General features: G+C 66.9%; 25 protein-coding genes. 8 read left to right on the plus strand and 17 right to left on the minus strand.

From position 1 onward, the window contains the following. Nucleotides 1-19: 19 nt before the first annotated feature. Together ABH933_RS05980 and ABH933_RS05985 are read left to right on the plus strand one after the other, a co-directional pair. A complete protein-coding gene (locus ABH933_RS05980; RefSeq protein WP_429418309.1) occupies nucleotides 20-787 on the plus strand; it encodes a DUF2470 domain-containing protein in 768 nt (255 codons plus the stop codon). A gap of 262 nt (nucleotides 788-1,049) precedes the next feature. Further along, nucleotides 1,050-1,844 (plus strand): CPBP family intramembrane glutamic endopeptidase, encoded by a 795-nt coding sequence (locus tag ABH933_RS05985; RefSeq protein WP_429418311.1) that lies wholly within the window; start codon nucleotides 1,050-1,052, stop codon nucleotides 1,842-1,844. Between the two features lie 52 nt (nucleotides 1,845-1,896). Here the strand turns inward: ABH933_RS05985 and ABH933_RS05990 are convergent, their stop codons facing one another. Continuing rightward, nucleotides 1,897-2,820: a DUF5926 family protein gene (locus ABH933_RS05990; protein ID WP_429418313.1), complete on the minus strand. Its 924-nt coding sequence runs from the start codon at nucleotides 2,818-2,820 to the stop codon at nucleotides 1,897-1,899. A 147-nt stretch (nucleotides 2,821-2,967) separates the two neighbouring features. On the opposite strand from ABH933_RS05990, the gene ABH933_RS05995 reads away from it, so the two are divergent. Continuing rightward, nucleotides 2,968-3,324 carry a YrdB family protein gene (locus ABH933_RS05995; protein WP_429418315.1) on the plus strand — a complete coding sequence of 119 codons (357 nt, stop codon included), beginning with the start codon at nucleotides 2,968-2,970 and terminating at the stop codon, nucleotides 3,322-3,324. Between the two features lie 192 nt (nucleotides 3,325-3,516). Here ABH933_RS05995 and ABH933_RS06000 read toward each other — a convergent pair whose 3' ends face one another. Genes ABH933_RS06000 through ABH933_RS06010 form a run of 3 tightly spaced genes read right to left on the minus strand, consistent with a single transcriptional unit; the run spans nucleotide 3,517 to nucleotide 5,754 of the window. Beyond that, nucleotides 3,517-4,284: a glycerophosphodiester phosphodiesterase gene (locus ABH933_RS06000; protein ID WP_215915076.1), complete on the minus strand. Its 768-nt coding sequence runs from the start codon at nucleotides 4,282-4,284 to the stop codon at nucleotides 3,517-3,519. Beyond that, on the minus strand, nucleotides 4,281-5,378 hold the full coding sequence (locus tag ABH933_RS06005) for a DUF4328 domain-containing protein (RefSeq protein WP_429418317.1): 1,098 nt from the start codon (nucleotides 5,376-5,378) through the stop codon (nucleotides 4,281-4,283). The genes ABH933_RS06000 and ABH933_RS06005 overlap by 4 nt, the downstream gene beginning before the upstream one ends. A 19-nt stretch (nucleotides 5,379-5,397) precedes the next feature. Then, entirely contained in the window at nucleotides 5,398-5,754 is a 357-nt protein-coding gene (locus ABH933_RS06010) for a rhodanese-like domain-containing protein (RefSeq protein ID WP_429418319.1), read from the minus strand. Nucleotides 5,755-6,243: 489 nt separating this feature from the next. Between ABH933_RS06010 and ABH933_RS06015 the strand changes: the two genes are divergently transcribed. The 3 genes from ABH933_RS06015 (at nucleotide 6,244) to ABH933_RS06025 (ending at nucleotide 9,178) form a co-directional block, all read left to right on the plus strand. Further along, complete coding sequence (locus ABH933_RS06015; RefSeq protein WP_429418321.1) at nucleotides 6,244-6,855, plus strand: hypothetical protein; 612 nt, start codon at nucleotides 6,244-6,246, stop codon at nucleotides 6,853-6,855. Between the two features lie 227 nt (nucleotides 6,856-7,082). Then, a complete protein-coding gene (locus ABH933_RS06020) occupies nucleotides 7,083-7,706 on the plus strand; it encodes a superoxide dismutase (protein WP_429418322.1) in 624 nt (207 codons plus the stop codon). A 566-nt stretch (nucleotides 7,707-8,272) separates the two neighbouring features. Continuing rightward, complete coding sequence (locus ABH933_RS06025) at nucleotides 8,273-9,178, plus strand: hypothetical protein (protein WP_429454922.1); 906 nt, start codon at nucleotides 8,273-8,275, stop codon at nucleotides 9,176-9,178. Between the two features lie 645 nt (nucleotides 9,179-9,823). On the opposite strand, the gene ABH933_RS06030 is transcribed toward ABH933_RS06025, so the two are convergent. Beyond that, nucleotides 9,824-10,174 carry a hypothetical protein gene (locus tag ABH933_RS06030; RefSeq protein ID WP_429454923.1) on the minus strand — a complete coding sequence of 117 codons (351 nt, stop codon included), beginning with the start codon at nucleotides 10,172-10,174 and terminating at the stop codon, nucleotides 9,824-9,826. Nucleotides 10,175-10,189: 15 nt separating this feature from the next. On the opposite strand from ABH933_RS06030, the gene ABH933_RS06035 reads away from it, so the two are divergent. Continuing rightward, nucleotides 10,190-11,002: a hypothetical protein gene (locus tag ABH933_RS06035; protein WP_429454924.1), complete on the plus strand. Its 813-nt coding sequence runs from the start codon at nucleotides 10,190-10,192 to the stop codon at nucleotides 11,000-11,002. A 588-nt stretch (nucleotides 11,003-11,590) separates the two neighbouring features. Then, nucleotides 11,591-13,432 (plus strand): hypothetical protein, encoded by a 1,842-nt coding sequence (locus ABH933_RS06040; protein ID WP_429454925.1) that lies wholly within the window; start codon nucleotides 11,591-11,593, stop codon nucleotides 13,430-13,432. A 52-nt stretch (nucleotides 13,433-13,484) separates the two neighbouring features. On the opposite strand, the gene ABH933_RS06045 is transcribed toward ABH933_RS06040, so the two are convergent. From ABH933_RS06045 to ABH933_RS06100, 12 genes are all read right to left on the minus strand, one after another. After that, nucleotides 13,485-14,165, minus strand: coding sequence for a hypothetical protein (locus tag ABH933_RS06045; RefSeq protein WP_429454926.1), 681 nt, complete (start codon nucleotides 14,163-14,165; stop codon nucleotides 13,485-13,487). A 423-nt stretch (nucleotides 14,166-14,588) separates the two neighbouring features. Beyond that, nucleotides 14,589-15,275: a hypothetical protein gene (locus ABH933_RS06050; protein ID WP_429454927.1), complete on the minus strand. Its 687-nt coding sequence runs from the start codon at nucleotides 15,273-15,275 to the stop codon at nucleotides 14,589-14,591. A gap of 135 nt (nucleotides 15,276-15,410) precedes the next feature. After that, nucleotides 15,411-15,950 (minus strand): hypothetical protein, encoded by a 540-nt coding sequence (locus ABH933_RS06055; protein ID WP_429454928.1) that lies wholly within the window; start codon nucleotides 15,948-15,950, stop codon nucleotides 15,411-15,413. Between the two features lie 286 nt (nucleotides 15,951-16,236). Next, nucleotides 16,237-16,653 (minus strand): hypothetical protein, encoded by a 417-nt coding sequence (locus ABH933_RS06060; RefSeq protein WP_429454929.1) that lies wholly within the window; start codon nucleotides 16,651-16,653, stop codon nucleotides 16,237-16,239. Between the two features lie 108 nt (nucleotides 16,654-16,761). Then, entirely contained in the window at nucleotides 16,762-16,965 is a 204-nt protein-coding gene (locus tag ABH933_RS06065; RefSeq protein WP_429454930.1) for a hypothetical protein, read from the minus strand. Nucleotides 16,966-17,078: 113 nt separating this feature from the next. Continuing rightward, a complete protein-coding gene (locus tag ABH933_RS06070) occupies nucleotides 17,079-18,158 on the minus strand; it encodes a DUF3560 domain-containing protein (protein ID WP_429454931.1) in 1,080 nt (359 codons plus the stop codon). Nucleotides 18,159-18,240: 82 nt separating this feature from the next. Then, on the minus strand, nucleotides 18,241-18,594 hold the full coding sequence (locus tag ABH933_RS06075) for a hypothetical protein (RefSeq protein ID WP_429454932.1): 354 nt from the start codon (nucleotides 18,592-18,594) through the stop codon (nucleotides 18,241-18,243). Nucleotides 18,595-18,644: 50 nt separating this feature from the next. Continuing rightward, the gene (locus ABH933_RS06080; protein WP_429454933.1) at nucleotides 18,645-19,109 is read right to left on the minus strand and encodes a hypothetical protein; all 465 of its coding nucleotides are present in this window, start codon (nucleotides 19,107-19,109) and stop codon (nucleotides 18,645-18,647) included. A gap of 764 nt (nucleotides 19,110-19,873) precedes the next feature. Further along, entirely contained in the window at nucleotides 19,874-20,551 is a 678-nt protein-coding gene (locus tag ABH933_RS06085) for a hypothetical protein (RefSeq protein ID WP_429454934.1), read from the minus strand. A 191-nt stretch (nucleotides 20,552-20,742) separates the two neighbouring features. Further along, nucleotides 20,743-21,198, minus strand: coding sequence for a hypothetical protein (locus ABH933_RS06090; protein WP_429454935.1), 456 nt, complete (start codon nucleotides 21,196-21,198; stop codon nucleotides 20,743-20,745). A 101-nt stretch (nucleotides 21,199-21,299) separates the two neighbouring features. Then, entirely contained in the window at nucleotides 21,300-22,037 is a 738-nt protein-coding gene (locus tag ABH933_RS06095; protein ID WP_429454936.1) for a DUF2786 domain-containing protein, read from the minus strand. Between the two features lie 99 nt (nucleotides 22,038-22,136). Beyond that, a complete protein-coding gene (locus tag ABH933_RS06100) occupies nucleotides 22,137-22,580 on the minus strand; it encodes a hypothetical protein (RefSeq protein WP_429454937.1) in 444 nt (147 codons plus the stop codon). Nucleotides 22,581-22,604 lie beyond the last annotated feature (24 nt).

Here is a 22,604-nt window from a genome sequence, read left to right on the forward strand (position 1 = left end):
ACAGCTCTGGAGGTAACGCATGCGCCGCACGAATCCGACATCCGCGCCGTCCGCCGCCGAACGGATCCGCAATGCCTGCGCACACGCCGACCAGGCGATGCTGGCCCTGCCCGGTATCGATCCGGCCCCCGTCGCGGTCCATCACCTGCGACAGTGCGGCGATGCGGTGATCGCGGTGCCCGCGGATTCCCCCGCCGTCGCCTCGACAGCCCTCAGCGGCGAGTGCGGCGTCCAGGCCGTCCTCGAGCTCACCGACCGCACGCCACTGCCGCTGCGCGAGCCGGTGCGGACGCTGGTCTGGCTGCGGGGACGGGTTCGCGCGGTGCCCGCCGGAACCCAGCGCGTGCTGGCCTCCGCCGTCGCGGGCGAACGTCCCCATCCGGCGCTGCTGGATGTCGGGCACACCACCACACTGTTGCGGCTGATGATCAACTCCGCGGTGCTGGCGGATTCGACCGGCGCGGAATCGGTCTGCCACGCGGATCTGCGGGCCGCGCGACCCGATCCGTTCTGGGAGCTCGAGGCGGCATGGCTGGAGCACATGGACGCCGACCACGCCGACGTCGTCGCCCAGCTGGCCCGCCACCTGCCGATCCGCCTGCGCGGCGGGGCAATTCACCCGCTCGCCATCGACCGATACGGCGTCAGCCTGCGCATCGAAACCCCGGACGGCGATCACGACGTCCGCCTCCCGTTCGAGGCCCCCGTCGAGGACGTCGAGTCCCTCAGCCGCGCGGTCCGCATCTTGGCCGGATGCCCGTTCCGCTACGGCATGCGCCGCCACTGAGAGCCGGGCCGGATACCCTGCAAAACAACACATTTCGCTCCGGCCGCCCCGGGCACCGGTCCTGGCCATTGCTTTCAGCCGGCCCGAGCCCGATGGCTGGACCGAGGCTATCGCGGGCCGACAGCCAGTTACGAACAGGGCGGTATTGATCGACCGGAGCGGGCGCCCAGGGGGCTGCGGATCGTGCGCGGGCGTATTCGCGCCCTGCACCACCGGCCATCGCCGTGTCCTGCCGATCGATCGCGGACATTACATTTGCACCATGGTTTCGGCTGCTGATTCCGCGCCCGTGTGGCCCGCGCCCGCCTCCGATCGGGAGCGGCGGGCGGTGCGGCTGGAAATTCTGATTGTGCTGGTCGTGACGTTCGGGTTGAGCGGGGCCAGTGCGGCACTGTCGCTGCTGGAGAGTGCGCTCTCACCCGGCGGGATTGGTGGGCAGTCGGTTGCGCTGAACCCGTCCCGGGCCGCGCAGTCGACGATCGATCTGGTGTTCCAGCTGCTGAGCGTGCTGCGGCTGCTGGGCTGGGGCGCGCTCGGGCTGTATCTGCTGTGGCGCAGCGGATCCGGACCGCGCCTGATCGGGTTGGCACGAATTCGGTTCCGCCGCGACGTCCTTCCCGGGCTGGCGCTCGCGGCGATGATCGGGCTACCGGGGCTGGGCCTGTACCTGGCGGCCCATGCGCTGGGTATGAGCGTCACCATCGTGCCGAGCTCCCTGGCCGAACACTGGTGGCGGCTGCCGGTTCTGGTCCTGTCGGCCGTGGCGAACGCGGTCGCCGAGGAAGTTCTCGTGGTCGCCTATCTGATCACCCGGCTGCGTTCGCTGGGCTGGTCGGAGCATCGGTCACTGCTGGCATCGGCCCTGCTGCGGGGCAGCTACCACCTCTATCAGGGCCTGGGCGGCGGCCTCGGCAATCTGGTGATGGGCCTGGTGTTCGGCAAGTTCTGGCAGCGCACCACCCGGCTGTGGCCGCTGATCCTCGCGCACGCCACGATCGACAGCGTCGCGTACATCGGCTACACCGCACTGCACGGGCACGTGTCGTGGCTGCCGTAGCGAGAAGAGCCCAGCTCCAACCGAACCCGGGCCCTTCCCCTCGGATGGGCAACTACCGCAGCGTGACCTGACGCGACCGCAGCCCGTCGCGGGAGCGCCGTTCGGCCGAGGTCAGCGGCGCATCGGAGGCCAGCGCCTGCGACAGCCGCTCGCCGAATTCGATTGCCGGGTTGGTCCATTCGCTGGCGTGCTGCTCGCGGTCCAGGTCGAAGACCGGCACCAGCAGCCCGTGGGTCCGGAACGACCCGGCGAACCGGGATCCCTCGCCCAGGTGCAGGCCGCCGTCGGCGTGCAGCCGCGCCAGCGCCAGCATCAACGCGTCCTCGTCCTCCGGACGGACCCAGCGCAGGTGCGCCTTCTCGCCGGCATCCACCCACCAGGCCGCACCGATCGAATCCGCGCCCAGCTGCAGCCGATCCGACGGCATGATCGCCTGATTGGCCTGCTCGATGGTCGCGGCGACCTGCGGATCGGGCTGCACGCCCTCGGGCACCCACCAGTTGAAGTCCTGGTGCACGGTCAGATCCAGCGCTGTGCCGGGGTCGAGGACCTCGGCCAGCACCGAAGCGTCCACGCTCGCCTCGGCCGCACTGTTCAGCGACTGGCCCGGCTCGCCGGTCTGCGTCCAGGCGATCGCGGCGGCCAGATCGGCGGCCGGATTGTCGGACTGGAACTGCACCTGGGCGCCGACGAATCCCATCGGCTCGGCCGCGGCGCGGACCAGCGCGGCGACCGCACCGGGTAGCACCGTCGCCAGCGTGACCGGACGCTGCGCGGAGATCTGCGGCGCCAGCTTCAGCGTCGCGGTCGCCGACGGCACGAACTCCCGCAGTGCGACCAGATCGCATTCGGCGGCCAGCCCGGCGAACGGCCGCACCACGACCTGACTCGCCTGCTCCTGCGCCGCTCGCCGCTCGGCGAGACGCTGGGCCCGATTGCTGTCGGGCTTGGGACTGTTGCGCTTGCTCTTACCCACGAACGCAGAACCTACAGGGTCAACCTGTTCGGTATCCCCGCGACATCTCCGTAAAAACCCCAACATCCAGTGAGCACTGCTCTTGACATCCCGATCGCAACAGTGAACACTGATCTCAACAGAGAGCACTAATCTCAGGAGCGCGACATGAACACCTCGATCTGGGGAACCGCCAACCTCGCATTCGCCTTCGGCATGGAGCTGGCCGCACTCGGCGCCCTCGCGTGGTGGGGCACCCGAACCGGCGAGGGAACCGCAATGAAAATCGCACTGGCCGTAGGCATTCCGGTCGTCGCGGCCGTGCTGTGGGGACTGTTCGCCGCCCCCGAGGCCACCTACGGGATTCCGGCGCTCGCGGTCGCCACCAAGATCCTGGTCTTCGGCGCGGCGAGCCTGGCACTGTGGCAGCTCGACCACCGGATCATGGCGGTCGCGTTCCCGATCGTGGTGGCCGCCAATCTGGCGATCATCCACTTCGGCGACCACCACGTGCTGGCGCGCTGAACCGTACTGGCGCGCTGAACTATTGGGGTCAGCACAGGTGGGCCGCACCGATCGGGTGCAGCCCACTGTCGTGCGAGGCCCCGCTGGATCGGCAACTCCGCAACAACAACCGGTTGCACGGATTCCACTGACTCGCTACACGCCGTTCTCACGGCCTGAGGGCGCCCAGCAAACGATGGACCGCGTGACAGGTCAGACGGTTGCGAGCAGCGCCTTGGTGCGACCGGGGTGGTTGGTGGCGATCCAGCTGACGCCCAGATCCGCGCACAGCCGCACATCGTCGGGCTCGTCGACCGTCCAGCAGTACGTGGCCCGGCCCGCCGCGGCCGCCTTGTCCACCAGATCCGGATGCTCCCGCAGGGTCCGCACCGAGGGTCCGACCGCGGTCGCCCCGACCGTGGTCGAGGCACTGCCGCCGAGATAGCGGGACGACTCCCCCAGCAGCACCGTCGGCAGCAGCGGCGCGGCGCGGCGGATCCGCCATACGGCCGTCGCGGCGAAGGACATCACGACCGCGCGCGAGTGATCGGCAGAGGCCGGGGTGGCGATGCCGAATCGCTGCAGCTCGGCCAGCACCTTGTTCTCCACCAGCGCGCCGTACCGTACCGGATGCTTGGTCTCGATGAACAGCTTGGTGGGGCGGGTGCGCCAATCCAGCACCAGCGTGATGAGCTCGCTCAGGGTCAGCACCGTCGCGGGTGCGCCTTCGGCGCCGAAGTCCAGCTCGCGCAGCTCGTCCAGGCTCATCTCGCTGACCAGCCCGGTGCCCGAGGAGGTGCGGTCCACCGTGCGGTCGTGCACGCAGACCAGATGGCCGTCGCGGGTCAACCGGACATCGCATTCGACGCCGTCGGCGCCCTCCTGCAGGGCCAGTTCATAGGCGGCGAGGGTGTGCTCCGGCAGCGCCGCCGAGGCGCCCCGGTGTGCGACCACGAACGGCGCGCGACTGCCCTGGTTCACTTCGCCATGACCTCCTCGTGCTCGGAGGCGGCGACTGATTCGGCCTCCGTGGGCACATCCTGCACGACCTCCGGTTCCGGCGCGCGGTCAGGCGTAGCGGGAGCGGCCTCGGCGGCGGGTTCGGGGGCCACGACCACGACCGGATGGACCGGCTCGATCAGCGGCGCGGCCGGTCCGCCGGTGGCGATCCAGCGCTTGGGCACCCGGATGCGGCCGCGGAGATCGCGGCCCTCACACTGGCGAATCACCCACACCGACAACACCGCCACCGCCGCGGCCACCAGCTCGGTGTACACCGTGAGAATTACCCCGTTGGCCTGGGCCTGCAGCGTTCCGGCGAGGTGCCAGAACAGCGCGGCGGTGACCATGACCCCATTCAGCACCCAGGCCGACCACCAGATCCGCACGGCGGTCAGCAGGCGGGGATCGCCGGTATGACGGGCCAGTTCGGTCAGGAACACACCCGGCCACAGCAGGTTGACCACCGGGATGACGCAACCGCACAGCAGTGCCCACCGGCCCCGCGGATCGCGCTGCCCCTCCCGGGCGTAGGCGCCGCGCCGGGCCTCGATCAGCCAGCCCACCAGCGCGACCGCGCTCAGCAACGCCAGCACCAGGGCCGTGGCGGCGAAGATCCAGACGGACCAGTCGGACAGGTAGACCACGACCGGCTCGATCAGCCGGCTGCGGTTGAGCATCAGCAGCAGGTAGCGCCCGAATTCGGCGGCCGCGGCCACCAGGAACAGCACGATCGTGGCCCGCAGCAGCCCGTCGACGCGGTCGGTCAGCGCGGCCAGCCGGCGCCGCCGGACCGGGACCGGCTGCGGCGGGACATCGCGCAGCCCCCATCGCGGAATCTGGGTGTACTGCGGGGTCGGCCGGGCGGCGGCGACCGACCGCGGCGCCGCGCCGCGTCCGTCCCGCGCCCGGCCCGGCTGCCTGGCGACCCAGCGATAGTTGCGGCGGGGTGCGGGGGCGTCGACCGGGGCCGGGGACAGCAGCACGCCGCGGCAGCGCGGGCACCAGTGCATCGGCTTGCCCTGCACGGCCCAGCGCGAACCGCAACGGGCACAGGGCTGTACGACCGTACTCACCGCGCGATTCCCCCTCTCATCAGTAGATCTTCGCCTCGTGGTCGCCGTCCGCGGCGAGCGGGCGGCCCGCCAGCTGCCAGGCCACCATGCCACCCAGCACGTTGACCGCGTCGAATCCGACGTGCGTCAGATACCGCACGATCTGTATCGATCGCCCGCCCTGCCGGCAGACGACGTAGATTTCGGCGTCGTAGTCCAGTTCCTCGATGCGGGCCGGGATGTCTTCCATCGGGATGTGCACCGCGCCGGGAGCGTGGCCGAGCTGCCACTCGTCATCCTCGCGGACATCGAGCAGCATCGCCTGCGGGGTTCCGGCGGCATCGAATTCGGCAGGTACGGCATCGATCGGAACCGAGGGGACTTCGGGGCTCGTCACGGCTTCGATCCTGCCACGACCACCGGACAGACGGACAGTTTCCCCATGGCGTGGGCGGACCCCGCCGGGCGGTCAGCGGCCATACCCGGTCGCGAACCCGGGGTTTGTTTCGGCGGTGAGAATCCTTCGGATGCCCGGTCGGAGCCCCTGCCGCACAGATCCCGGGCCGAGTTATCCACATAATCCACAACCTCATCCACAGGTCGAGGGTAGAAGACCAGTCGGTCCGCTCGGATCCGGCGAAGGGGACGAGGGAGCATGCGGGCGACCGATCCGAAACTCCCCTCCTCATCCCGGAGCGGTCGCCCACCGCTGTGCGCCGGGACCTCGCCGCTGGCCGTGGTACGTATCCGAGACTGCGGCGAGCTCCCGACAAGTACTTGGACGGCGATGGTGACGGATCGGTTCCCTCGTTTCGTAAAAAAACCGACAACACTGGCGAGAAACCGAAATCCCTGACTTGTCCGTGGGGATCGGTAGCCTGGTTCCATGGACGCGACCCGCGGGTTACTCGACGGATTGGATACGGCCGGACTCAACACCGCACTCGCCGAGGGCACATGCCTCGGCGTCGTGCCTGACGCCGGGGCCGCCCGGGTACGACTCGAACTCGAGGTGCTCACGCTACCGGCCGACGGGCCGCCGCCAGCGGATCGCCGGGTGAGCCTGACGCTCACCGGCGTCAGCCGGATCGCCGCCTCGCTGCGCATGCAGCGCTGGGACGATGCCGAGCCGCAGGTCTTCCCGCTCACCCTGGAGACGCTCGACGAGGCGGTGAGCGGATTCGGCGGCGGTTCCCTGCACGGCTGGGATTTCGTCGATGCCGACGACAGCGGCTGGGCGCTGTGGCGCGAGCTGCTGAGCTTCGACACCTCCGTCGGCGACGGGCCGGGCACGCATCTGCTGGAGTTCTCGCAGCAGGAGGGCATCGATCCGCGCGAGCTCGATGTGCGCATCTGGTTCGAGGATGTGTCCATCACCACATCCGATGGGGTCGAGATCCCGACCCAGGAGTTCGTCGAGGGCGGCAGGCGCTGGTGGAAGGCCCACGACGCCTGCGACCCGCGCACCATGCTCCCGGACGTCGCGCCGCCGATGTGAGATCGGCTGGTCCCGCGCGGGACTGGCCGAGCCCCGATGCTAGCCGAACTTCCCCGCCGGACCGGCACTCTCTTTCGAGCCGGGGACCGAGCCCCGGCGCGGTCCAACATTCACCAGGAATTCTGGGGGCGTGGAGCGCGGTTGCACACGAGCGGGTGTACGAATGATGGTTGGGTGCGCTCGGCAATACTGGGTGCAGACGGCCTGACAGAGGAGGAAGGGACATCGTGGCTGAGTACACGCTGCCAGATCTGGATTACGACTACGGCGCCCTGGAGCCGCATATCTCCGGGCAGATCAACGAGCTCCACCATTCCAAGCACCACGCCGCCTACGTGGCCGGCGCCAACGCCGCGCTCGAGAAGCTCGAGGCCGCCCGGGAGTCGGGCGACCACAGCGCGATCTTCCTGAACGAGAAGAATCTGGCGTTCCACCTGGGTGGGCACGTCAACCACTCCATCTGGTGGAAGAACCTGTCCCCGAACGGCGGCGACAAGCCGGTCGGCGAGCTGGCCGCCGCGATCGACGACCAGTTCGGTTCGTTCGACAAGTTCCGCGCGCAGTTCACCGCCGCCGCCAACGGCCTGCAGGGTTCGGGCTGGGCCGTGCTGGGCTACGACCAGCTGGGCCAGAAGCTGCTGACCTTCCAGCTGTACGACCAGCAGGCCAACGTGCCGCTGGGCGTCATCCCGCTGCTGCAGGTCGACATGTGGGAGCACGCGTTCTACCTGCAGTACAAGAACGTCAAGGCCGACTACGTGAAGGCGTTCTGGAACGTCGTCAACTGGGCTGACGTGCAGGAACGCTTCGCGCGGGCGACCTCGCAGGCCAAGGGCCTGGTCTTCGGCTGATCGCGAGGCGGCTTCGCCGCTACAGCGACACACCCGGCCGCGAGGCCGGTGAACAACGCACCCAGTGGGCCCCCGAGCCGGAAGGTTCGGGGGCCCACTTCCCGTTTCAGCGTGGTTACCAGCGACTTAGCACTCTCTGGTACTTGTGTGCCAGATGAAGTTCGGCCGCATGAGGAGAGATGGGGGTGATCGTCCCGTTCGGCCACGCTGACACTCCCCAGCCTGACCAGCAAAATGCCACCCGACGTGGACGAATTGTCGTCGCAGGACGATCGACCGGTGGCCGCACTGGGCTGTTCAGGCCGATCGCGTTCGGTTGCGTTGTGCCGCGTTCGGTGGCGTTCGGTGGGGCAGATTTCCCCGAAATTCCCCCAATCCCCCGGCGACCAATCGGATCGCTCAATGTTCGCTACTGCACCCGGCTGACCACTCCGAGAGCACAATGCCTGCGCCGACCAGGGCTTTTCTCATCCGATGGCGGGATTGGTGAGGTTGACGTGTTGCCCTGTTGGGTGGTCGAATCCCGGCGACAGCAATCCGCCCTCAGGAGCTAGACCCTCCCGACGGTGACCACGAAAATGCCCCTCAGCAGATCTAGACCATCCGCTGAGGGGCTGTGCCAGGAAGAGAAAGGGCTTCCCGACATGACCATTATCACCATGCCTACGCGGCGCCGTTCAACGAGTCAGGCCGCGGATCCGTTCTCCGCTGAGTTCAACCTCACGGGACAGCTAGAACTCGCGGAAAAGCGGTTGGTCGAACAGACGAACCGGTCGTGGATTGAGGCGCTGTCCGAGGACGAGTTGCGTTCGGAGCGTGCGGTCGAGGAAGAGATCCGAGCGCTCAAGCGGGCCGCCCGGTTGAACGAGGCCCGGGATGCTCACGAGGGCCAGGAGCGGCGCCGGAAGCGCGAGCGCGCCGATGAGGAGGCGTTCGCCGATGCCAACGCCGCGTATCAGCGTGCTGCTAGCCCCGCGGCACGGGTTGGCCGGTTGCTCCGGGGGTCGAGGTTGGTGTCCCGGACGCTGGCCGGCGTCGCTGTGGTTGGCGTGGTGTGGGGTTCGTTCAACGTGCAGCACCTGATGGCGATGGGAACGTCTATGACGGACCCTCGTTATTGGCTGGCATTCTTGTACGAGCCGATCATCACGTTGCCGCTGCTGGCGATGATGTACCTGGCGACGACGGCCTCTCGGGAGGGGAACGCCATCGCGCGGGCGAGGATTCTTCCGGTGGAACTCGGCTTGTTGTCTCTGAGCCTCGTGCTGAATATCGGGCCACATGTGCTGGCCGGTGATGTCGGGGCGTCGATCAAGTACGGCGTGGCGCCGTTGATGATCGCGGCTGTGGTGCCGATGCACTCGCTGGCCGCCCGCGAGTTCGCGAAGATGATCGGCAAGAGCCTGCCCCATCCAGCTGCCGCTGTTGCCAGCGAAACCGAATCAATGTCGGCGCTGGCCGCTGCGGCTTGACTGCACCCGGCCGGACTACCCAGTAGCACCATCGATCACTCCGGTGCTCGCGTTCACGGTCACGATGTGGACGGTGCGCTGACTGCTGGCGAGTTCCATCCAACGGTGTGGCCTCCGTCCGTCTCGGCGGACGGCGTGACTTCGCGACGGCCGACGGGGGTGGCGATGTCGTCGGGGCCATGACTGCCGGTGTCCCCAGCCTGAGACAGCCGCAGGTCAATGTGCATACCGAGCGAGTTCAACGATGCACACGGTGATGGTGCGCGCGTGTACCGAATCGGACTGCGTTCGTGCGGCTTTCGCCGGGATGAGGGTTTTGCTTTGCCAATACGGTTGGGGTGGAGCATAATCGGGGCAGCTTGGCCCGTTGGCGGCCGAGTCCTCAGCGCGAGTGGGCAGATTGTATGCCTTGCGTTGGACGCGGACGAAGGTTCTGCGAATCATCTTCAGGTGCCACGGCGGCGTCCGTTGATAACGGCATGCTGGCCGACTCTTGTGGCTGGGAGGGTGGTGAGCCTGTGGCGTCCGCGATCTGTCCCTATGTGCTGAGGATACGTCGATGGACCTGGTCAATACCGGCGATGGCCGGTTTCCTGCTCCTGCTGCAACATGCATGAGCCTTCGCATCGGATTGGCGCGGGCGTGCTAGCCCTTCGGCGGCGTGGAGGCGCGCTGGATGGCGCTGGTCGCGATGTGGGCGCGAATGTCGTTGTGGAGCTGGAGACGCGGGTTCAGCGTGCGCGATCTGTGCTGCCGCTGCAATCCGATCCTGCTCTGACACAGGCAATGTCGGTCGAGGAGATCGACAGGGAGCGTCGGCTGCAGGAGTGGATTCGAGATAAGGACAGAAGTCACCGGAAGCGCCGCGCCAGGCGCGAGCTGGTCGGCAAGTTTCGGGATCAGCTGCGGGAAGATCGCGACCGGCGTTGGCATGCGAAAGCGCTTGCCGCGCAACGCCGTGCGACGTCGCGCGATGCGCTGGTCGCGATGCTGCACCGAAAGGTGGGGTGGATGTCGCGCGGAATGTACAGCGCCATGGGTATCGGCTTGGTCTGGTCGGCGATCAACGTGGGCACGATATTCGGGCGCACGTTCGGGCAGGGCGGACCACGGTTGGCGTTCTGGCTGGCGAGTTTCGGCATCGAGCTGATGATCTCGATGCCGATCCTGTACATCATGGATCAGGCCGCGACTGCGGCCCGGATCGGTCAGCGCGTCGATCGTGCTCGGATCGTGAGTTTCGAACTGGCGTTGTTGTTGGCCACGGTTGGTCTCAACGCCGGCCCGCACCTGGCGGGTCGGGACCCGGCCAAGGCCGCGCTGTATGCCGCGGCGCCGATCATGGTCGTGGTCTGCATGTGGCTGCACGCGTGGATGGCCGCACGGTACGCGACGATGATCAAGACGGTCTCGTCTGCTGCACCGAGCGGTGCCAATGGTCGGCTTCGGGCACACGATGATGCTGTTGGATCCGTTCCCGGAGTGCGGGATCTGGCATTGGCCTTTCCTTTGAGTGACCGCCCGGCTCCGGTACCCGCCCGTGTGGACGGTGCCTCGGGGCACGAGATCGACGATTGCGAGCGCATCGCGCACATGATGGTCGCCCAGCGGAGTGCGAGGGTGCCGGAGGACCATCTCGTCTTCGTGCTGCGGCATGCTCAGGCTGGGTGGAACGCAAATGCGATCGCGCTCAAGATGAGACGCCTGACCACCGCCCCAATCCATCGGTCCACGATCGACCGGCACATCCTGTGCGCACGATCGCTGGGCCTGCAGGTCCCCCTCCCTCGAATCGAGGCGAGGCCCGGTGTGCGAACCGCGTGATTCCCCGACGACGAGGCGGCAACCGGGGGTCTCTGTGTCGACGGAAGCTCGCTTGGGTGGTCCACCGAATTATCAAGACTGCCAACATCATCGGCTCAAGGAACTGGAGACAGGAGATGGTATCGAAGAACCCTGTTTAGAAATGCTCCAGCATCGTGGCTGGTTCACTCCCGGGTGAATTCCCACGGGCTGGAAATCTAAAGAAGATGGCCCCCAGTTGCACCTGAGGGCCATCAGAGTCCACAACCCTGAAGGCTGCGAGTGTTACGCAAGTCCAAGGGTAGCTCAGTCACGCCTGCATTATCAACTACGAAGGGCGACAACCGAACTGGTTGCGATGCGGGCGTTACGGGGCTACCCCTGTCACGTGAATCATCCATTTCGACCGAGCATTTCCCGTCTCCTGAGATCGGCGCACGGGCAGTATTTGAGCGGCTGGCACCGTTGCTGGCTGCGCGACGGTCGATGCGGCCGTGGGTTGTCGAGCTCGGCCGTTATAGCGACCGCGCCCAGGCACTGACCAAACGTCTTCCCCCGCGTCCGGTGGCGCTCCCGTTGTACCAGTCCCGCCGAACCCGCTTGCTGGGCTTGGACTTCGATGCCAAGCACCATTCCGGTGAGGCTGTGGAACAAGATGTGCGTCAGTGCCTGGCCTGGATCGCCGAATGTGGAGGTCGCGCGATCAGTGACCGGTCCACCAGTGGCGGCCGTCATGTGATCGTCCCTCTCCCAGTGGGCACCATCCTGACCAAGACCGAGATCGAGCCGATCATGCGGCTGCTGGCCGAGCGGCTGCCGACCCTCGATACGAGCCCGATGCTCAACGACCGCACCGGAGCGCTCACTCCGCCCGGCTCGCGGTGCAAAGAGGGTGGGTTCCGGCAGCTCGACGGACCTCTCGCCACCGCCGTCAACACGATGCAGGTGCGCTCGGATCACGGCTTCGTTGGCCGCCTGGTCGAACTTCTCGGCGGAGCGCGTGTCGCGGCGCATCCGATCGACCCGGACGCGCACACGACGCACACAGCGCGCGCGGCGCGAACGAGTGCATCACGCGCGCCGGAAGTTTCGACGGGCGATCACGTGCGGGTGTGGGAGGGCAGTGGGGATATGGCGCGCTTGCGCGCCGAGTACCAGCGTCGAACGCCGATGCCCGCGGTGGTGACCGCGTTCGCTATGCACGGGCTCGCGCCGGCCGATCGGCGATGGCGCGCGCGGGACGGTCGTCTCGACCGCAGTGCCGCGCGCCAGTCCGTGCTCGCTGCTGCTGTGCGGCAAGGGATGTCCCTTGTCGATGTCCTGGCCCAGCTTCCGACCGCTGGCGGTGCGTGGGCGGGCTTGGCTAGGGCTTATGCCCGTTACGGGAGCGGGGCCGATGCGGCGATGCGCCGTGACTGGGACAAGGCGTGCCGGTGGGCGGCGGTGAACGCCGCGGAATTCCTGCCGGTCACGCACAAGAGTTCAAGGCACACAGGCGGGGGCGGGGGGGATCGTGTTCGCGCGAGAATTCAAACTCGCTGGCTCGCCAACGCGATCGCGTGGGTGGATGCTCAGTGGCCTGGGTCGCCGCGGCGATCCTCTGTCCTGGCTGTTCTGCAGGCTCTAGCGCATGCGTCCGTTGTCGGCGGTGAGACCGTCCGTGGCGTGCCGGTGGTGGAGCTCGGTGGGCGATCTGTGTCGATAATGGCCGGTTGCCTGCCGGAATCAACGGTGTGGCAAACCTTGCGCGATATCCGTGACATTCCAGGTGCTCCCGTGCTGCGGGTCCGCCGCGGCGCTGGAGTGCTTGCCGACCGCTATGCCCTCGTGACCGCCAGCATCGGCGGCCGCCGCGCGCGCCCGAGTCGGACGCAAGCCAACTTCGCGCGCGTTGAGCCTGTCCACATGGCATGGAGTGTGCTGGGGATACATCATCGGCGACTGTATGAGGCCATCGTTTATCAGGGCTTGGTCAACCCTGACGACGCGCTCGCCGCGGCCCGGATGGGCCGCAGCACCGGTCACGCCGCTCTGTGCTCGTTGGCTACTGCCGGTCTCATCACGCGTTCCCGCGGTGCCGTCGCCCCTGGGCCGACGAGCTTGGACGACGTCGCGCACGCCCACGGGCTCGAGCACGCACTTACCGAGCGCATCGCGCGCCATCGTCGCGAACGTCGAATCTGGACTGCTTGGCTGGCAGCCCGGTTCGCCGCATACGCGGCGCCCGCCGGTTGTCGACATGTACCTGCTGAGCCGTGGACCGTATTCGAGACTGAGGACTACCTCGTTTCGGTGCTCGCTGCCGGGCCTCCGGGCCTTTCTCGTTCGCGGCGCGACGCGGCCGCGACAGATAGCTGGAACGGCCGGTCAGAATCATCGGCTGGGCCGCCGCAACGACCGTCGGCGGGCCGGGAACATGGTCCGCGATCATCGAGATGTCCACTGTCATAACCATCGCCGAGGCGAACGCCGAGGAGCTGGTCGTCCCCTGCGGTGTTTGGTCCTATTCGGAGGCTGGTAGTTCGTCGACCGGCGGGGTGCCGCTGGCGGGTGGTTCGGGTGTGACTGGTTCGCCGTTGGCAAGGTTGCGTAGCAGGTGCACGCGGTGCCAGTCGGCACGCCATTGCCGGATGGCCTGACCGGTGAGTAGTTCGAGGTCTTCGACGTCGGCGACTGCCGCGGCCATCTGCGCCATGCGGGTGCCGATGGCCTCAAACCCTCGTCGGTAACTGTCTTCCACCACTCGGGATGCGTCCGCCCAGAGGCGGACGGGCATCCCCATTGTGTAGGCCGTGGATACGTACTGCACAACACTGGGCAGCGGCGGGCGGATGTCCTTGGTGCCGATTTGTGTTTCGACTGGGATGCGGGCGCGGGCGATGACGGCTTGCGGGGTCGGCTCTTGGCCTGAGGTGACGAGCTGCCGGATCAGCTGGAGGATAATTCCGGGCAGATGGCCTTGGAGATCGGTGTCCTTGACGAGCGCTAGTATTTCGGCGGCCTCGGCCGTGGAGGCGTTGAGTAGTCCCGCGATGAAGTGGTTTTCGGGGTTGGCGAGGATCAGCGTTCGGGTGTCGAGGTGCTCGGCTGGCATCGCGGCAGCTATCACCTGATTGAGGTCTGCGCCGGGGACGAGGCGCAGGTCCGGGCTGTCGCTGGTCGGATTGTTGCTGTGTGGCTGCATCCTTCGCTGTCCCGTGGCTGAAGCGGAGGGCCGCGCTCGCCGGCCGGGTGCGGCGCTCGGTGTGCCGGTGTGCTGGTGTGTGAATTCGCGGTTTGGTGCGGTGGTCATGACGTCGTGTGTTCCATTCCGGCGCGTGTGATCCAGCGCGTCGTAGATGTGCGGTTTGGGATTGGCGATCAACGGTTCGGGTACTACCGGCCGGTGCCAGGTGTTTGGGCTCGGCGTGCTCGGTGGGCGGGGCGGGGTCTCAAATCGCGGGGCTGAATACTTGGCCGTTCCAGGAATTCAGCACGGAGCGCTAGCGGAGTTCCGTTTCCGCCGCCGTGTTGGCCTGTTGGGATGAGCGGAGCGGGCCGGATCCGTGCGTGGTTCCGGCCCTTGCTCCGGTGCTCTGTCCGGCTGGACGGGTTCTGTGCGTTGGGGTCACCGTGTCCAGCGGGAGGGTATGTATCCGAGTCGTGATTCGTTGGTGGCGTAGTCGGTGTAGTCGGTCAGAGTGGCGTTGGGGCCTGCCCATCGGTAGATGTGAGGATGGGCGCAGGGGAGGTGGCGGCCGGTCTCGATGGACTGGTAGGTGCCGTGGTCGTTGCAGTCGGCGCAGCGGCCGATGTCGATGTGTCGGGCGATGGCGTTCCAGGTTGCCCACCACGCGGTCGCAAGCTCGGGGGCCTCGGCGTGGTGCCGGTGGTTCTGCAGTTGCCATGCGGCGTATTCGAGGGCATCTGTGCGTGCGGTTTCTGCCGCGTTGCGGGCTACCGAGCCGATGAGGTCGGCGAGCGGGTGTGCGATTGCGGTCATGATGCGGGCGGCGGTGTCGGTGTCGGTGTCGGTCTCGATCTGCTTGTGTACCAGCGCGGTTGCGGAGGCGGCGAGAGCGGTTGCGCCGACGGTGAGCGTCTTGGTTTCGACGTCGACGCCCATGCCCTGGCGGATGTTGGCGAATCCGCACGGGTCGATGACTTCGACGTTGGTGATGCCGGTGAACTTGTGGCTGTCGGGCCAGCGGCGGTGTTCGATGACCCGCGCGGTCCAGCAGTCGCGGTGACCGATCGGGTGGACGACGACGAATGTTCCGGCGGGGATTTCGGAGTAGCGGACTTGGGTGGCCATGGGGATTCTTTCGGGTTCAGGTGAATGAGGTTGGGGCACAATGGCTTGCCGACGGGTATCCGGGTGGGTGCTGGGGTTGGTACGGGGTGGTGGCTGTCGGCCGGGCGGGATTCGAGCGGCGTCGGCGGGGGCGGCTCAGGGATGGTCGGCGTCTTTGTCGCCTTCGATGACGGCGGTGGCGATTTGTTGGGTGTCGCGGAAGATGTCGTAGCCGTAGCGGCGTAGGTTGTCGCTGACTTCGGTCCAGGTCTGTGTCAGCGATGCGCCGCATTCGCCGAAGTAGGTGGTGAGTTGCTGGTGCATGTCGTCGAACGTGGCTGCGTCGCCAGCGAAAATCACGAGGCCGTAGCGGTCTTCGTAGTCTTTCGCAGTGGCGGTCCAGTCGTTCGGAGTGGCGGTTGTGGTGTGGTCGGGTTGATCGGGCCTCTGGGCTCCCGGGTTGTGCCGGTGCACGGGATCGCATCCCACCGGGGGTTCTGGTGATTGGTTACTCGCGGTTGCGCTGAGTGCCTGTTCGACGGCGGTGATCGCCAGCTGTAGTGCGGCGGCGAACGCGTGGAGGTCCGCGACTTGCTGCGCGGTGAGGGGTTGGTGGCTTTCGGCTGCGCGCGCGGCCGGGTATCCGAGGTCTCTGAGGGATCGGTGGTCCCGGTCGCCGAAGGTCAGCGCGAACAAGATCGCGGCGGGGCTGGGGCTGGTGTCGCTGGTCAGCATGATGGTTCTTTCGCGGGTCGAGCACACGGCGGGCGGGCCGCTGGACAGTCCGGGCGCGGCCGTGGCGGTTATGGAGTGGGTTGTTGGGTGAGTCGGAGGTCGGTTGGTGATCGGCGCCGGCCTGGGGCCGCGGAGATGCAGGCAGCACGGAGCGCAGCGCAGTTCGATTGCCGGACTGAGCGTCGGTGGTGATCCGGTGCGCCGCCGGGGCGGGCTACTGCCCCGGCGGCGCGACTTCCCGGGGGTGCTAGTCGGGCAAGATCTCGTCGACTTTGGCGGCGAGGGCGTTGATGATTTTCTGCCAGCTCGTGGCCTGCAGATGGGGGACGTGGTTGTCGTGGCGGCGGGCGAGAATGTTTGTGCGGGGGTCTTTCTGGGCGTCGCGATCGTCGAGGCCGCCGTATTCGTAGGCCGCTCCGGGGATGGTCCACAGCGGATTCCATGCGAGGGTTTCGGGGTTGAATACCTCGGCGGTGAAGTCGAGGTGTTCGATGTAGTCGCTGATGAATGGCAGGGTGAAGCGCACCGCGCGGCCGCTGGGGTGGGTTCCGGTGAGCTGGGCGTGGTAGGTGGTGACCCGAGCGCCGATGTCCTTTCTGGGGTGGATGTCGGCGGGGGTGAGTGTGGGCGGCCAGCTGGGGCGGGGCGCGGTGTGATCGGTCATGATGTCGTGTCTCCCGGGTTCGGTGGTGGAGCCGATGGTTTCGGCTCGGTGGGTGTCGGCGGGCCGGGCACGTTCCCGGTGTCCGGCCCGCCGAGGGTGTGCGGTTTGTCAAGGGGTGGTGAACTCGCACACGGGAATGACGGTTTTCACCTGCCATGCGTCGCTGAGCAGTGCGGCGACGTAGTCGCGGGCCTGGTCCTGGGTGTCGATGTCGACGTAACGCGGCACAACGAGCTCGCGGCCCTCGGTGCTGTCGTCGGCAATGTCGCTGGGGACGATGCAAACCATGAACTGAATGATGTTGATAACCATGATGTTCGGTTCCCTTCCGGCTCCTTTTCGCTTACATGTCTATTCTATATGTCGTACGTTTCGTACGCTATTAGACATTGAATGAGGTGGGTCACATTGCGGATGTCGGCGGGTTAGCGTCCGTCGCTGCGTTTGCCGTCGGTGAATGTGACCGGCTGGTGTTCGGCGTTCACTATGCCGAGAATTTTGTTGTAGGGCACGGTGTTCGTCCAGCTGTATTCGGTGCCGACAGTGACGGATTTTGCGTTGATGCGTTGGACAGGGTAGGGCCAGAGTCCGAATCCGCTGTGGCGCACGTAATCGCCCGTACGGACCATTGTTCGATCGAACACGATTTCGCCGCTGTCCTGTTTGTTTTGCACGTGGGTGCGCCAGTAGGTGATTTGGTCAGCCAGCTCGGCGATGCGGGCCTCAAGTTCGGTGCGACGCTCGCCGGTTGCCGGGGGCTTCTGGTCGTAGTAGTCGTGTCCGGTCTGGGGGCTGGTGAACAGTTTGCGGCGGTAGCCGTCGCGTTCGCGTTCGGCGCGGCGTTTGTCGGCCTCAAGGTTTTCGATGCGGCGCAGGGTTACGCCGAGGTTTTCTCGGTGGGCGGTGGTGTGACTGGCAGCCTCGGCGCGGTGGTCGGCCTCCGTGGCGGCTCGGTCGGCGGCCGCCGACGCGCCCACAGCATCGTGAGCTTTCTCGATGGCGCGGCGGTGGCGGCGCTCGGAGTGGTGGCCGATCTTGATCGGCTCGCCTCCCGGGGGTAGGGCGTCGTGGGCGCGCCGCATGCGCGCCTCTGCGGTGTCGGCGGCGGCGTGGCGGCGCTCGGCTTTGGCTTCCAGGGCCGCGACGCGCTCGGCCTGGCGTTCGGCGCGGTCGGCTTCGACTTCGGCAGTGGAGCGGGCGGTGTCGTCGATGTCCAGGGCCACGACGTATCCGGCGGCGCTGAGCGCGTCGGCAGTGCGGTTAACGGTCCAGCGTTTGCATGGACGGTCGCGCGATTGCGGCACGCCCCACATGCCCAGGCTGCGGAACCAGCGCCAGCCGTTCGCCTTAAGAATCGGCGCGGCGCCATCCCCATTGCGGGTGCCCTCGATCAGCGTGCCCTGCTCGCGCGTGTGGGTGATCGTGAGCCCGTCGATCGGCGGTTGGTCCGCGCCCGGGACGGGGGCGGGTGCGGGTGCCTGGGTGGCGGGTATCAATTCGGACATAGTCACTCTCTTCTATTTATGTACATTTCGTACGCAAACTCGGTAGGGGTGGCCGGGAGGTGGCCACCCCTACCGGGGCGGGTCAGGAATCTTCGGGAATGCCCTTGTTGTCGAAGACGTGCAGGCGGGCGGCGGTCCGTCCGCCCAGTTTCTCGGCCAGGGCGCGATACTTCTTGTCCCAGAGCGTGAGCGGGTCCGTGGTCCAGAACGGGTGCGCGTCGTCCTCGAATGCCGCGTCGGGTGGTTCGACTTCGGCGGGCGCGAATTGCTCGATCGGGTAGCGAGCGTTGAACTCGCTCACCAGGGCGAAGTAGACCCGCCGAATTCCGGCATCGCGGGGTTTTGCGCGGTGTAGCTTTTCGAACTCGGCGGTTGCTTTCTCCAGATGCTCGGGGTTGGCTTTGATGAATGCGGTCAGGTTCTGCATTGCGTCCATGGCTGTGACGGCTCCTATTGGGTGCGTGAGTATCGGCTTCCGGGTATCGCTCAGTCCCACCACAGGCGGATGCGGTAGGGGTGCGGGCCGGGCTTTCCTTCCACATCCCTGTTATCGGGCGGTGACGGGAATTGCTGCACGCTGATTTCGTCGGCGCGCATTCTCCGTGCCCAGTCGATGACCAGGGCCGCGTATTCCCGGCGCTGCTCGTCGGTGTAGCGGCCCCCTGTTCGGGCGTCACTGCCGATACGCTGATTGGGGTAGAACGGCACGTCGACATACATCACAGGCGAGCCTTCGCGGCCGAATTCGATGCCCATCGCCGTATAGAACGGTGGTTCGAATGTTCGGGCGACTCGATGTCCATCGAAGCAGTTGTAACCTCCGACCACATCCATGACAGCGGTGAAGGTGGGCCAATCGGTGATGCGTACGGTCCATTCCAGTGACGTGCGGTATCCCAGGCGGGCGAATTCCAAGACATCGGAATTAACTGCGGGGGTCCGGGATTTCATTCGATCTCCGATCCTTTCTCTCCTTGCTTACATGTCTATTCTAGCAACTGTACGTTTCGTACGCTATTAGACTGACACCCTTGGGCTGTGGGATGATTCACGCACCAAATGCACTGCCCGACTTGACTTTTCGTGCCAGACCCCTTTGGGAGCGCCTGCCTCTCCGGCGAGGAGCGGGGTGTGGGGCGGCGCCCCGCCCGCGGCCGCCAGGCCGCGAGGGTTTTCGGCGGGGTGGGCCGAACAGCAGGGGTGGCTGTCGGTGTCGGGGTGTTCCTTCGGTCGGCCTAGTGGTCGTCTCTGATCGCGCTGGGGGTCGGTTGTCCGGGTGGAGGTGCTCTTTCTCCGCCTGGACAACCGGCCCCGAGCGCGATAGGCCACTGTTCTAGGTCGGTCGAAGGGGCGCCCCGACACCGTTTCCGTGGCCCGCCGCACCGCGCGAGCGGAGCTCGCGATCGGTGGTGACCGGTTCCCAGCTCCGTCGGTTGCGGTGTCGGCGCCACCACCTTCGAGGTGATGCGCTGCGCGGGGTGAGCCTGCGGGAGCTGCGTGGGTCGGGCACGGCTGGCGGTCGCGGCAGCTCTGAGAATCCGGGGTGAGACCTATACCGGCGGCCGGGCGGGCCGGCTGAGTGGGGTTCTGGATGTGCCATGGCCCGGGGGCGTTTGGCCCGTTACGCGGGCCGGGCGCCGGGAACGTGCCCGGCTCGCGCAACGGGTTCTTCTCGACGCCGGGGGTGGTGTCTTCGGCGTCGGGTCGTGGTGTGGTCACTGGCGGTCGTGTTCGCCGGTGGCCGTGAGGTGGTGGACAATGGTTGTTGTGGATGATGTTTCGGATGTTGAGCGTGCGGCGGCGCGGTTGTTGGCGGAGTGGGCTCCGGTGTCGGCCGAAGATGTGGCAGCGGTGGTCGAGGGACGGCCGCGGCCTTCCGTCGCGGCGGGTGAGTTGAAGTTTTCGGTGTCGTTCCCGCCGGCGGAGGTGGGTTGGTCGTTGTGAACGGTGACCTGGCTGATGTGACGCTGTAGGGCGTGGGCGGCGGCGATATGTGGGGCGGGGTCATCGGTGTAGGGCCAGATCTTCTGGTTGCGTTCGAGCGCGTCGGCTAGGGCCGTGACGTCGGCGACGAGTTGGCGGGTGTCGATCTGGTCGAGCGGCAGGCCGTCGGCGAAGTCCGCGAGAGCGGGCCGGTCCCGCTCGTACCACGCTTCGGCGAGAACGCGGGCTTGGTGCGGGTCGGGGGTCCAGCCGGGGCCGCGGCGGTGGGCGATGGCGACGAGGTGGCGGTAACGGTCGTCGTAGTCGTAGCGGCCGAGATCGCAGCGGGCTGTGGTGAGGATTCCGTCGCGGTCGAGGGCGAGCAGATGGCGGCCGAGTCCATCGATGATGATGGCGCTGTCGTCGGGCAAGGTGTCGAGCCAGCGACGAAGTTCGTTGTGCATGATCATGTTTTTCCTTGTGGTAGAGGTCGGGTGGCGGTTATGCCGCCGCCCGGCCGGGCGGGTGTGGTGGCCGATAGCGGCGAAGATCTGTGGGAGGAGAATTCGCAGGCACCTGGCCGGGTTCTCGCCGTCCAGGTGCCTGCGGTCAATGCTGTTGTGGTTCTTCGGTTGTCGCGACTTGCGATGTGATGTCGGGGTTAGCGGATGAGGCTGTATTTGCCGAGCCAGCCGTGCAGCAGGGCCAGATGCCGGTAGGGGTGGTCGCCGCGGTCGTGCTCGTCGTGCTGCCTGTAGTCGTCTTCTTCTCGCTCGAAGATCAGTTCGGCGACGATGGCGATCGCGTCGCGGATTTCGGGGGCGAGGTCGTCTGGGTTGGCGAATTGTGGTGGGGAGTCGGGCTGGTCGGGGCCGTGGGCGGCTAGGACACGGGCGGCGAATTGGGTAAGGAAGGCAAGGTCGTCGCGGTCGTGGGCGCGGGTGAGGCGCTGGTGGTCGGTGGCGTGGCGGATGCTGATGACCACCTCGCGCAGCAGGCCGCGGGTGATGCGGTCGGTGGCGCCGTGCTGCAGGCACACCCATTCGAGGGTGCGCAGAAGTTGGGGTTCATTGTCCAGGGCTGGGGCCTGATAGGCGCGCGTGGGCTGGGTGGGCATGGGGGTGCTCCTGTCGGTAGAGGGGCAGGCAGCGGGCATGCATGAGATGCCCGGTACCCCGAATAGTGTTGCAGTGCTGCGTGATTCGATAGCTGCTGGTGTCAGCGGCCGATTTCGCGTCGGTTGCGGAGTTGACCGTGTTCGGCGAGGTCGGCCTGTTCCCCCGCGAGGCGGCCCTGATAGTAGGGCGTGGCGGTAATATCGCGCCGGTAGCTGTTCTTGCCGAGCTGGGGATACGCGGCGTCGCGGGCGCTCGTCGCGCGGTCGAGGTCGGATACAAGCACCAATGCCTGTGTGGTGGTGCCGATCTCGGCGTCCCGATCGGCGGCGGCGGTGTGTTCGGCGGCGGCGAGGCGTGCGCTGATGCTGGTGGCGTAGCCGAGCATCCAGTCGACCCGGTAGGCGCGGGTGCTATTCCGGTATCCCGCAGGGGGTTTCTGGCGTGCGGCGGCGGCCATCATGCGAGGGTTGAGCATGGCGGTCAGCAGTTGGACGCGCTCGGTGTGGATCTTCACCCCGAACACGATGACTTTGATTCCTCGGCGACTGTTGCCATACATGACGCTGGTGCAGTGCAGGGCCTGCGCGACCTGAGTGAGCAGGAATCGTTGCTGGTTGAGGTACTGCCCCTGCAGCCGGAAGGTCAGTTTCATGATGACGTTGTTGCCTTCGCGCAGGGTGCCGCGGGCTTCGCTCTCGGTGATGCCGTGTTTGGCCAGCAGGGCGAATGCCTTGTCACGGCAAGCGTCGGCCTCTTCGGGGGTGGTGGCGTTGTCGGCGCGGTTGAGTAGCGCGCCGATGCGGTCGCTCATGGTCTCGCGGGTGCGTTCGGTAGCCATGCGGGTTGGTGCTCCTGTGATTGGACGGGAGGCATCGGACATGTTCCCGATGCCCGATGCCTTCCGTGCGAGTTATGTTGCGGCTGTGTAGATTTCGTTTCAGTTGTCGGGGTTCTTCGCGTCTTTGGTGTAGATCTCAGCGGCGCGGTGCTGCGCGGCGCGGATGCGGGCCAGGGCGGGTTCGGTGGGTTGCGCGAAGCTCGCGCCCGATGCAACGTCGCGGGCGAAGACACCGAACTTCGGCAGGTGGGCGATTGCGCGGAAGGCGTCGACGAGTTCGCGGGCGTCGGGGGCGAGAGGATATCCCGCGAGCCTGGCGGTCATGGTGATGCGGGTAGCGGCGGAGTCGGCGGCGGTCGCGATGCGGGCATAGCGGTGTCGACGGCCGATCGTGCGGAGAAACAGCCACGGCCAGGCGAGGGCAGCGGTGCGCCGGTCGGCAGCGGTGAGGGCCGCGAGATCGCGCAAGGTATGCAGAGTAGCCAGAGCGGCCCCGGTATAGGCGAGGACGGCGGCGGCCGCGATGGCGAACAGAGTGGTCATGGTGAAGCCTTTCGGAATTGTGGT

It is taken from the genome of Nocardia sp. GP40 (assembly GCF_050434125.1).
Taxonomy (GTDB): Bacteria; Actinomycetota; Actinomycetes; order Mycobacteriales; family Mycobacteriaceae; genus Nocardia; species Nocardia albiluteola.

What these genes read in the sequence shown, in the direction of transcription:
- ABH933_RS06075 (WP_429454932.1), bottom strand. Translation starts at nt 18,594, where the DNA reads ATGGACGCAATGCAGAACCTGACCGCATTCATCAAAGCCAACCCCGAG.
- ABH933_RS06015 (WP_429418321.1), top strand. Translation starts at nt 6,244, where the DNA reads ATGGACGCGACCCGCGGGTTACTCGACGGATTGGATACGGCCGGACTC.
- ABH933_RS06080 (WP_429454933.1), bottom strand. Translation starts at nt 19,109, where the DNA reads ATGAAATCCCGGACCCCCGCAGTTAATTCCGATGTCTTGGAATTCGCC.
- ABH933_RS06035 (WP_429454924.1), top strand. Translation starts at nt 10,190, where the DNA reads ATGTCGCGCGGAATGTACAGCGCCATGGGTATCGGCTTGGTCTGGTCG.
- ABH933_RS06070 (WP_429454931.1), bottom strand. Translation starts at nt 18,158, where the DNA reads ATGTCCGAATTGATACCCGCCACCCAGGCACCCGCACCCGCCCCCGTC.
- ABH933_RS06090 (WP_429454935.1), bottom strand. Translation starts at nt 21,198, where the DNA reads ATGCCCACCCAGCCCACGCGCGCCTATCAGGCCCCAGCCCTGGACAAT.
- ABH933_RS05980 (WP_429418309.1), top strand. Translation starts at nt 20, where the DNA reads ATGCGCCGCACGAATCCGACATCCGCGCCGTCCGCCGCCGAACGGATC.
- ABH933_RS05985 (WP_429418311.1), top strand. Translation starts at nt 1,050, where the DNA reads ATGGTTTCGGCTGCTGATTCCGCGCCCGTGTGGCCCGCGCCCGCCTCC.
- ABH933_RS06065 (WP_429454930.1), bottom strand. Translation starts at nt 16,965, where the DNA reads ATGGTTATCAACATCATTCAGTTCATGGTTTGCATCGTCCCCAGCGAC.
- ABH933_RS06095 (WP_429454936.1), bottom strand. Translation starts at nt 22,037, where the DNA reads ATGGCTACCGAACGCACCCGCGAGACCATGAGCGACCGCATCGGCGCG.
- ABH933_RS06045 (WP_429454926.1), bottom strand. Translation starts at nt 14,165, where the DNA reads ATGCAGCCACACAGCAACAATCCGACCAGCGACAGCCCGGACCTGCGC.
- ABH933_RS05995 (WP_429418315.1), top strand. Translation starts at nt 2,968, where the DNA reads ATGAACACCTCGATCTGGGGAACCGCCAACCTCGCATTCGCCTTCGGC.
- ABH933_RS06050 (WP_429454927.1), bottom strand. Translation starts at nt 15,275, where the DNA reads ATGGCCACCCAAGTCCGCTACTCCGAAATCCCCGCCGGAACATTCGTC.
- ABH933_RS06100 (WP_429454937.1), bottom strand. Translation starts at nt 22,580, where the DNA reads ATGACCACTCTGTTCGCCATCGCGGCCGCCGCCGTCCTCGCCTATACC.
- ABH933_RS06060 (WP_429454929.1), bottom strand. Translation starts at nt 16,653, where the DNA reads ATGACCGATCACACCGCGCCCCGCCCCAGCTGGCCGCCCACACTCACC.
- ABH933_RS06085 (WP_429454934.1), bottom strand. Translation starts at nt 20,551, where the DNA reads ATGATCATGCACAACGAACTTCGTCGCTGGCTCGACACCTTGCCCGAC.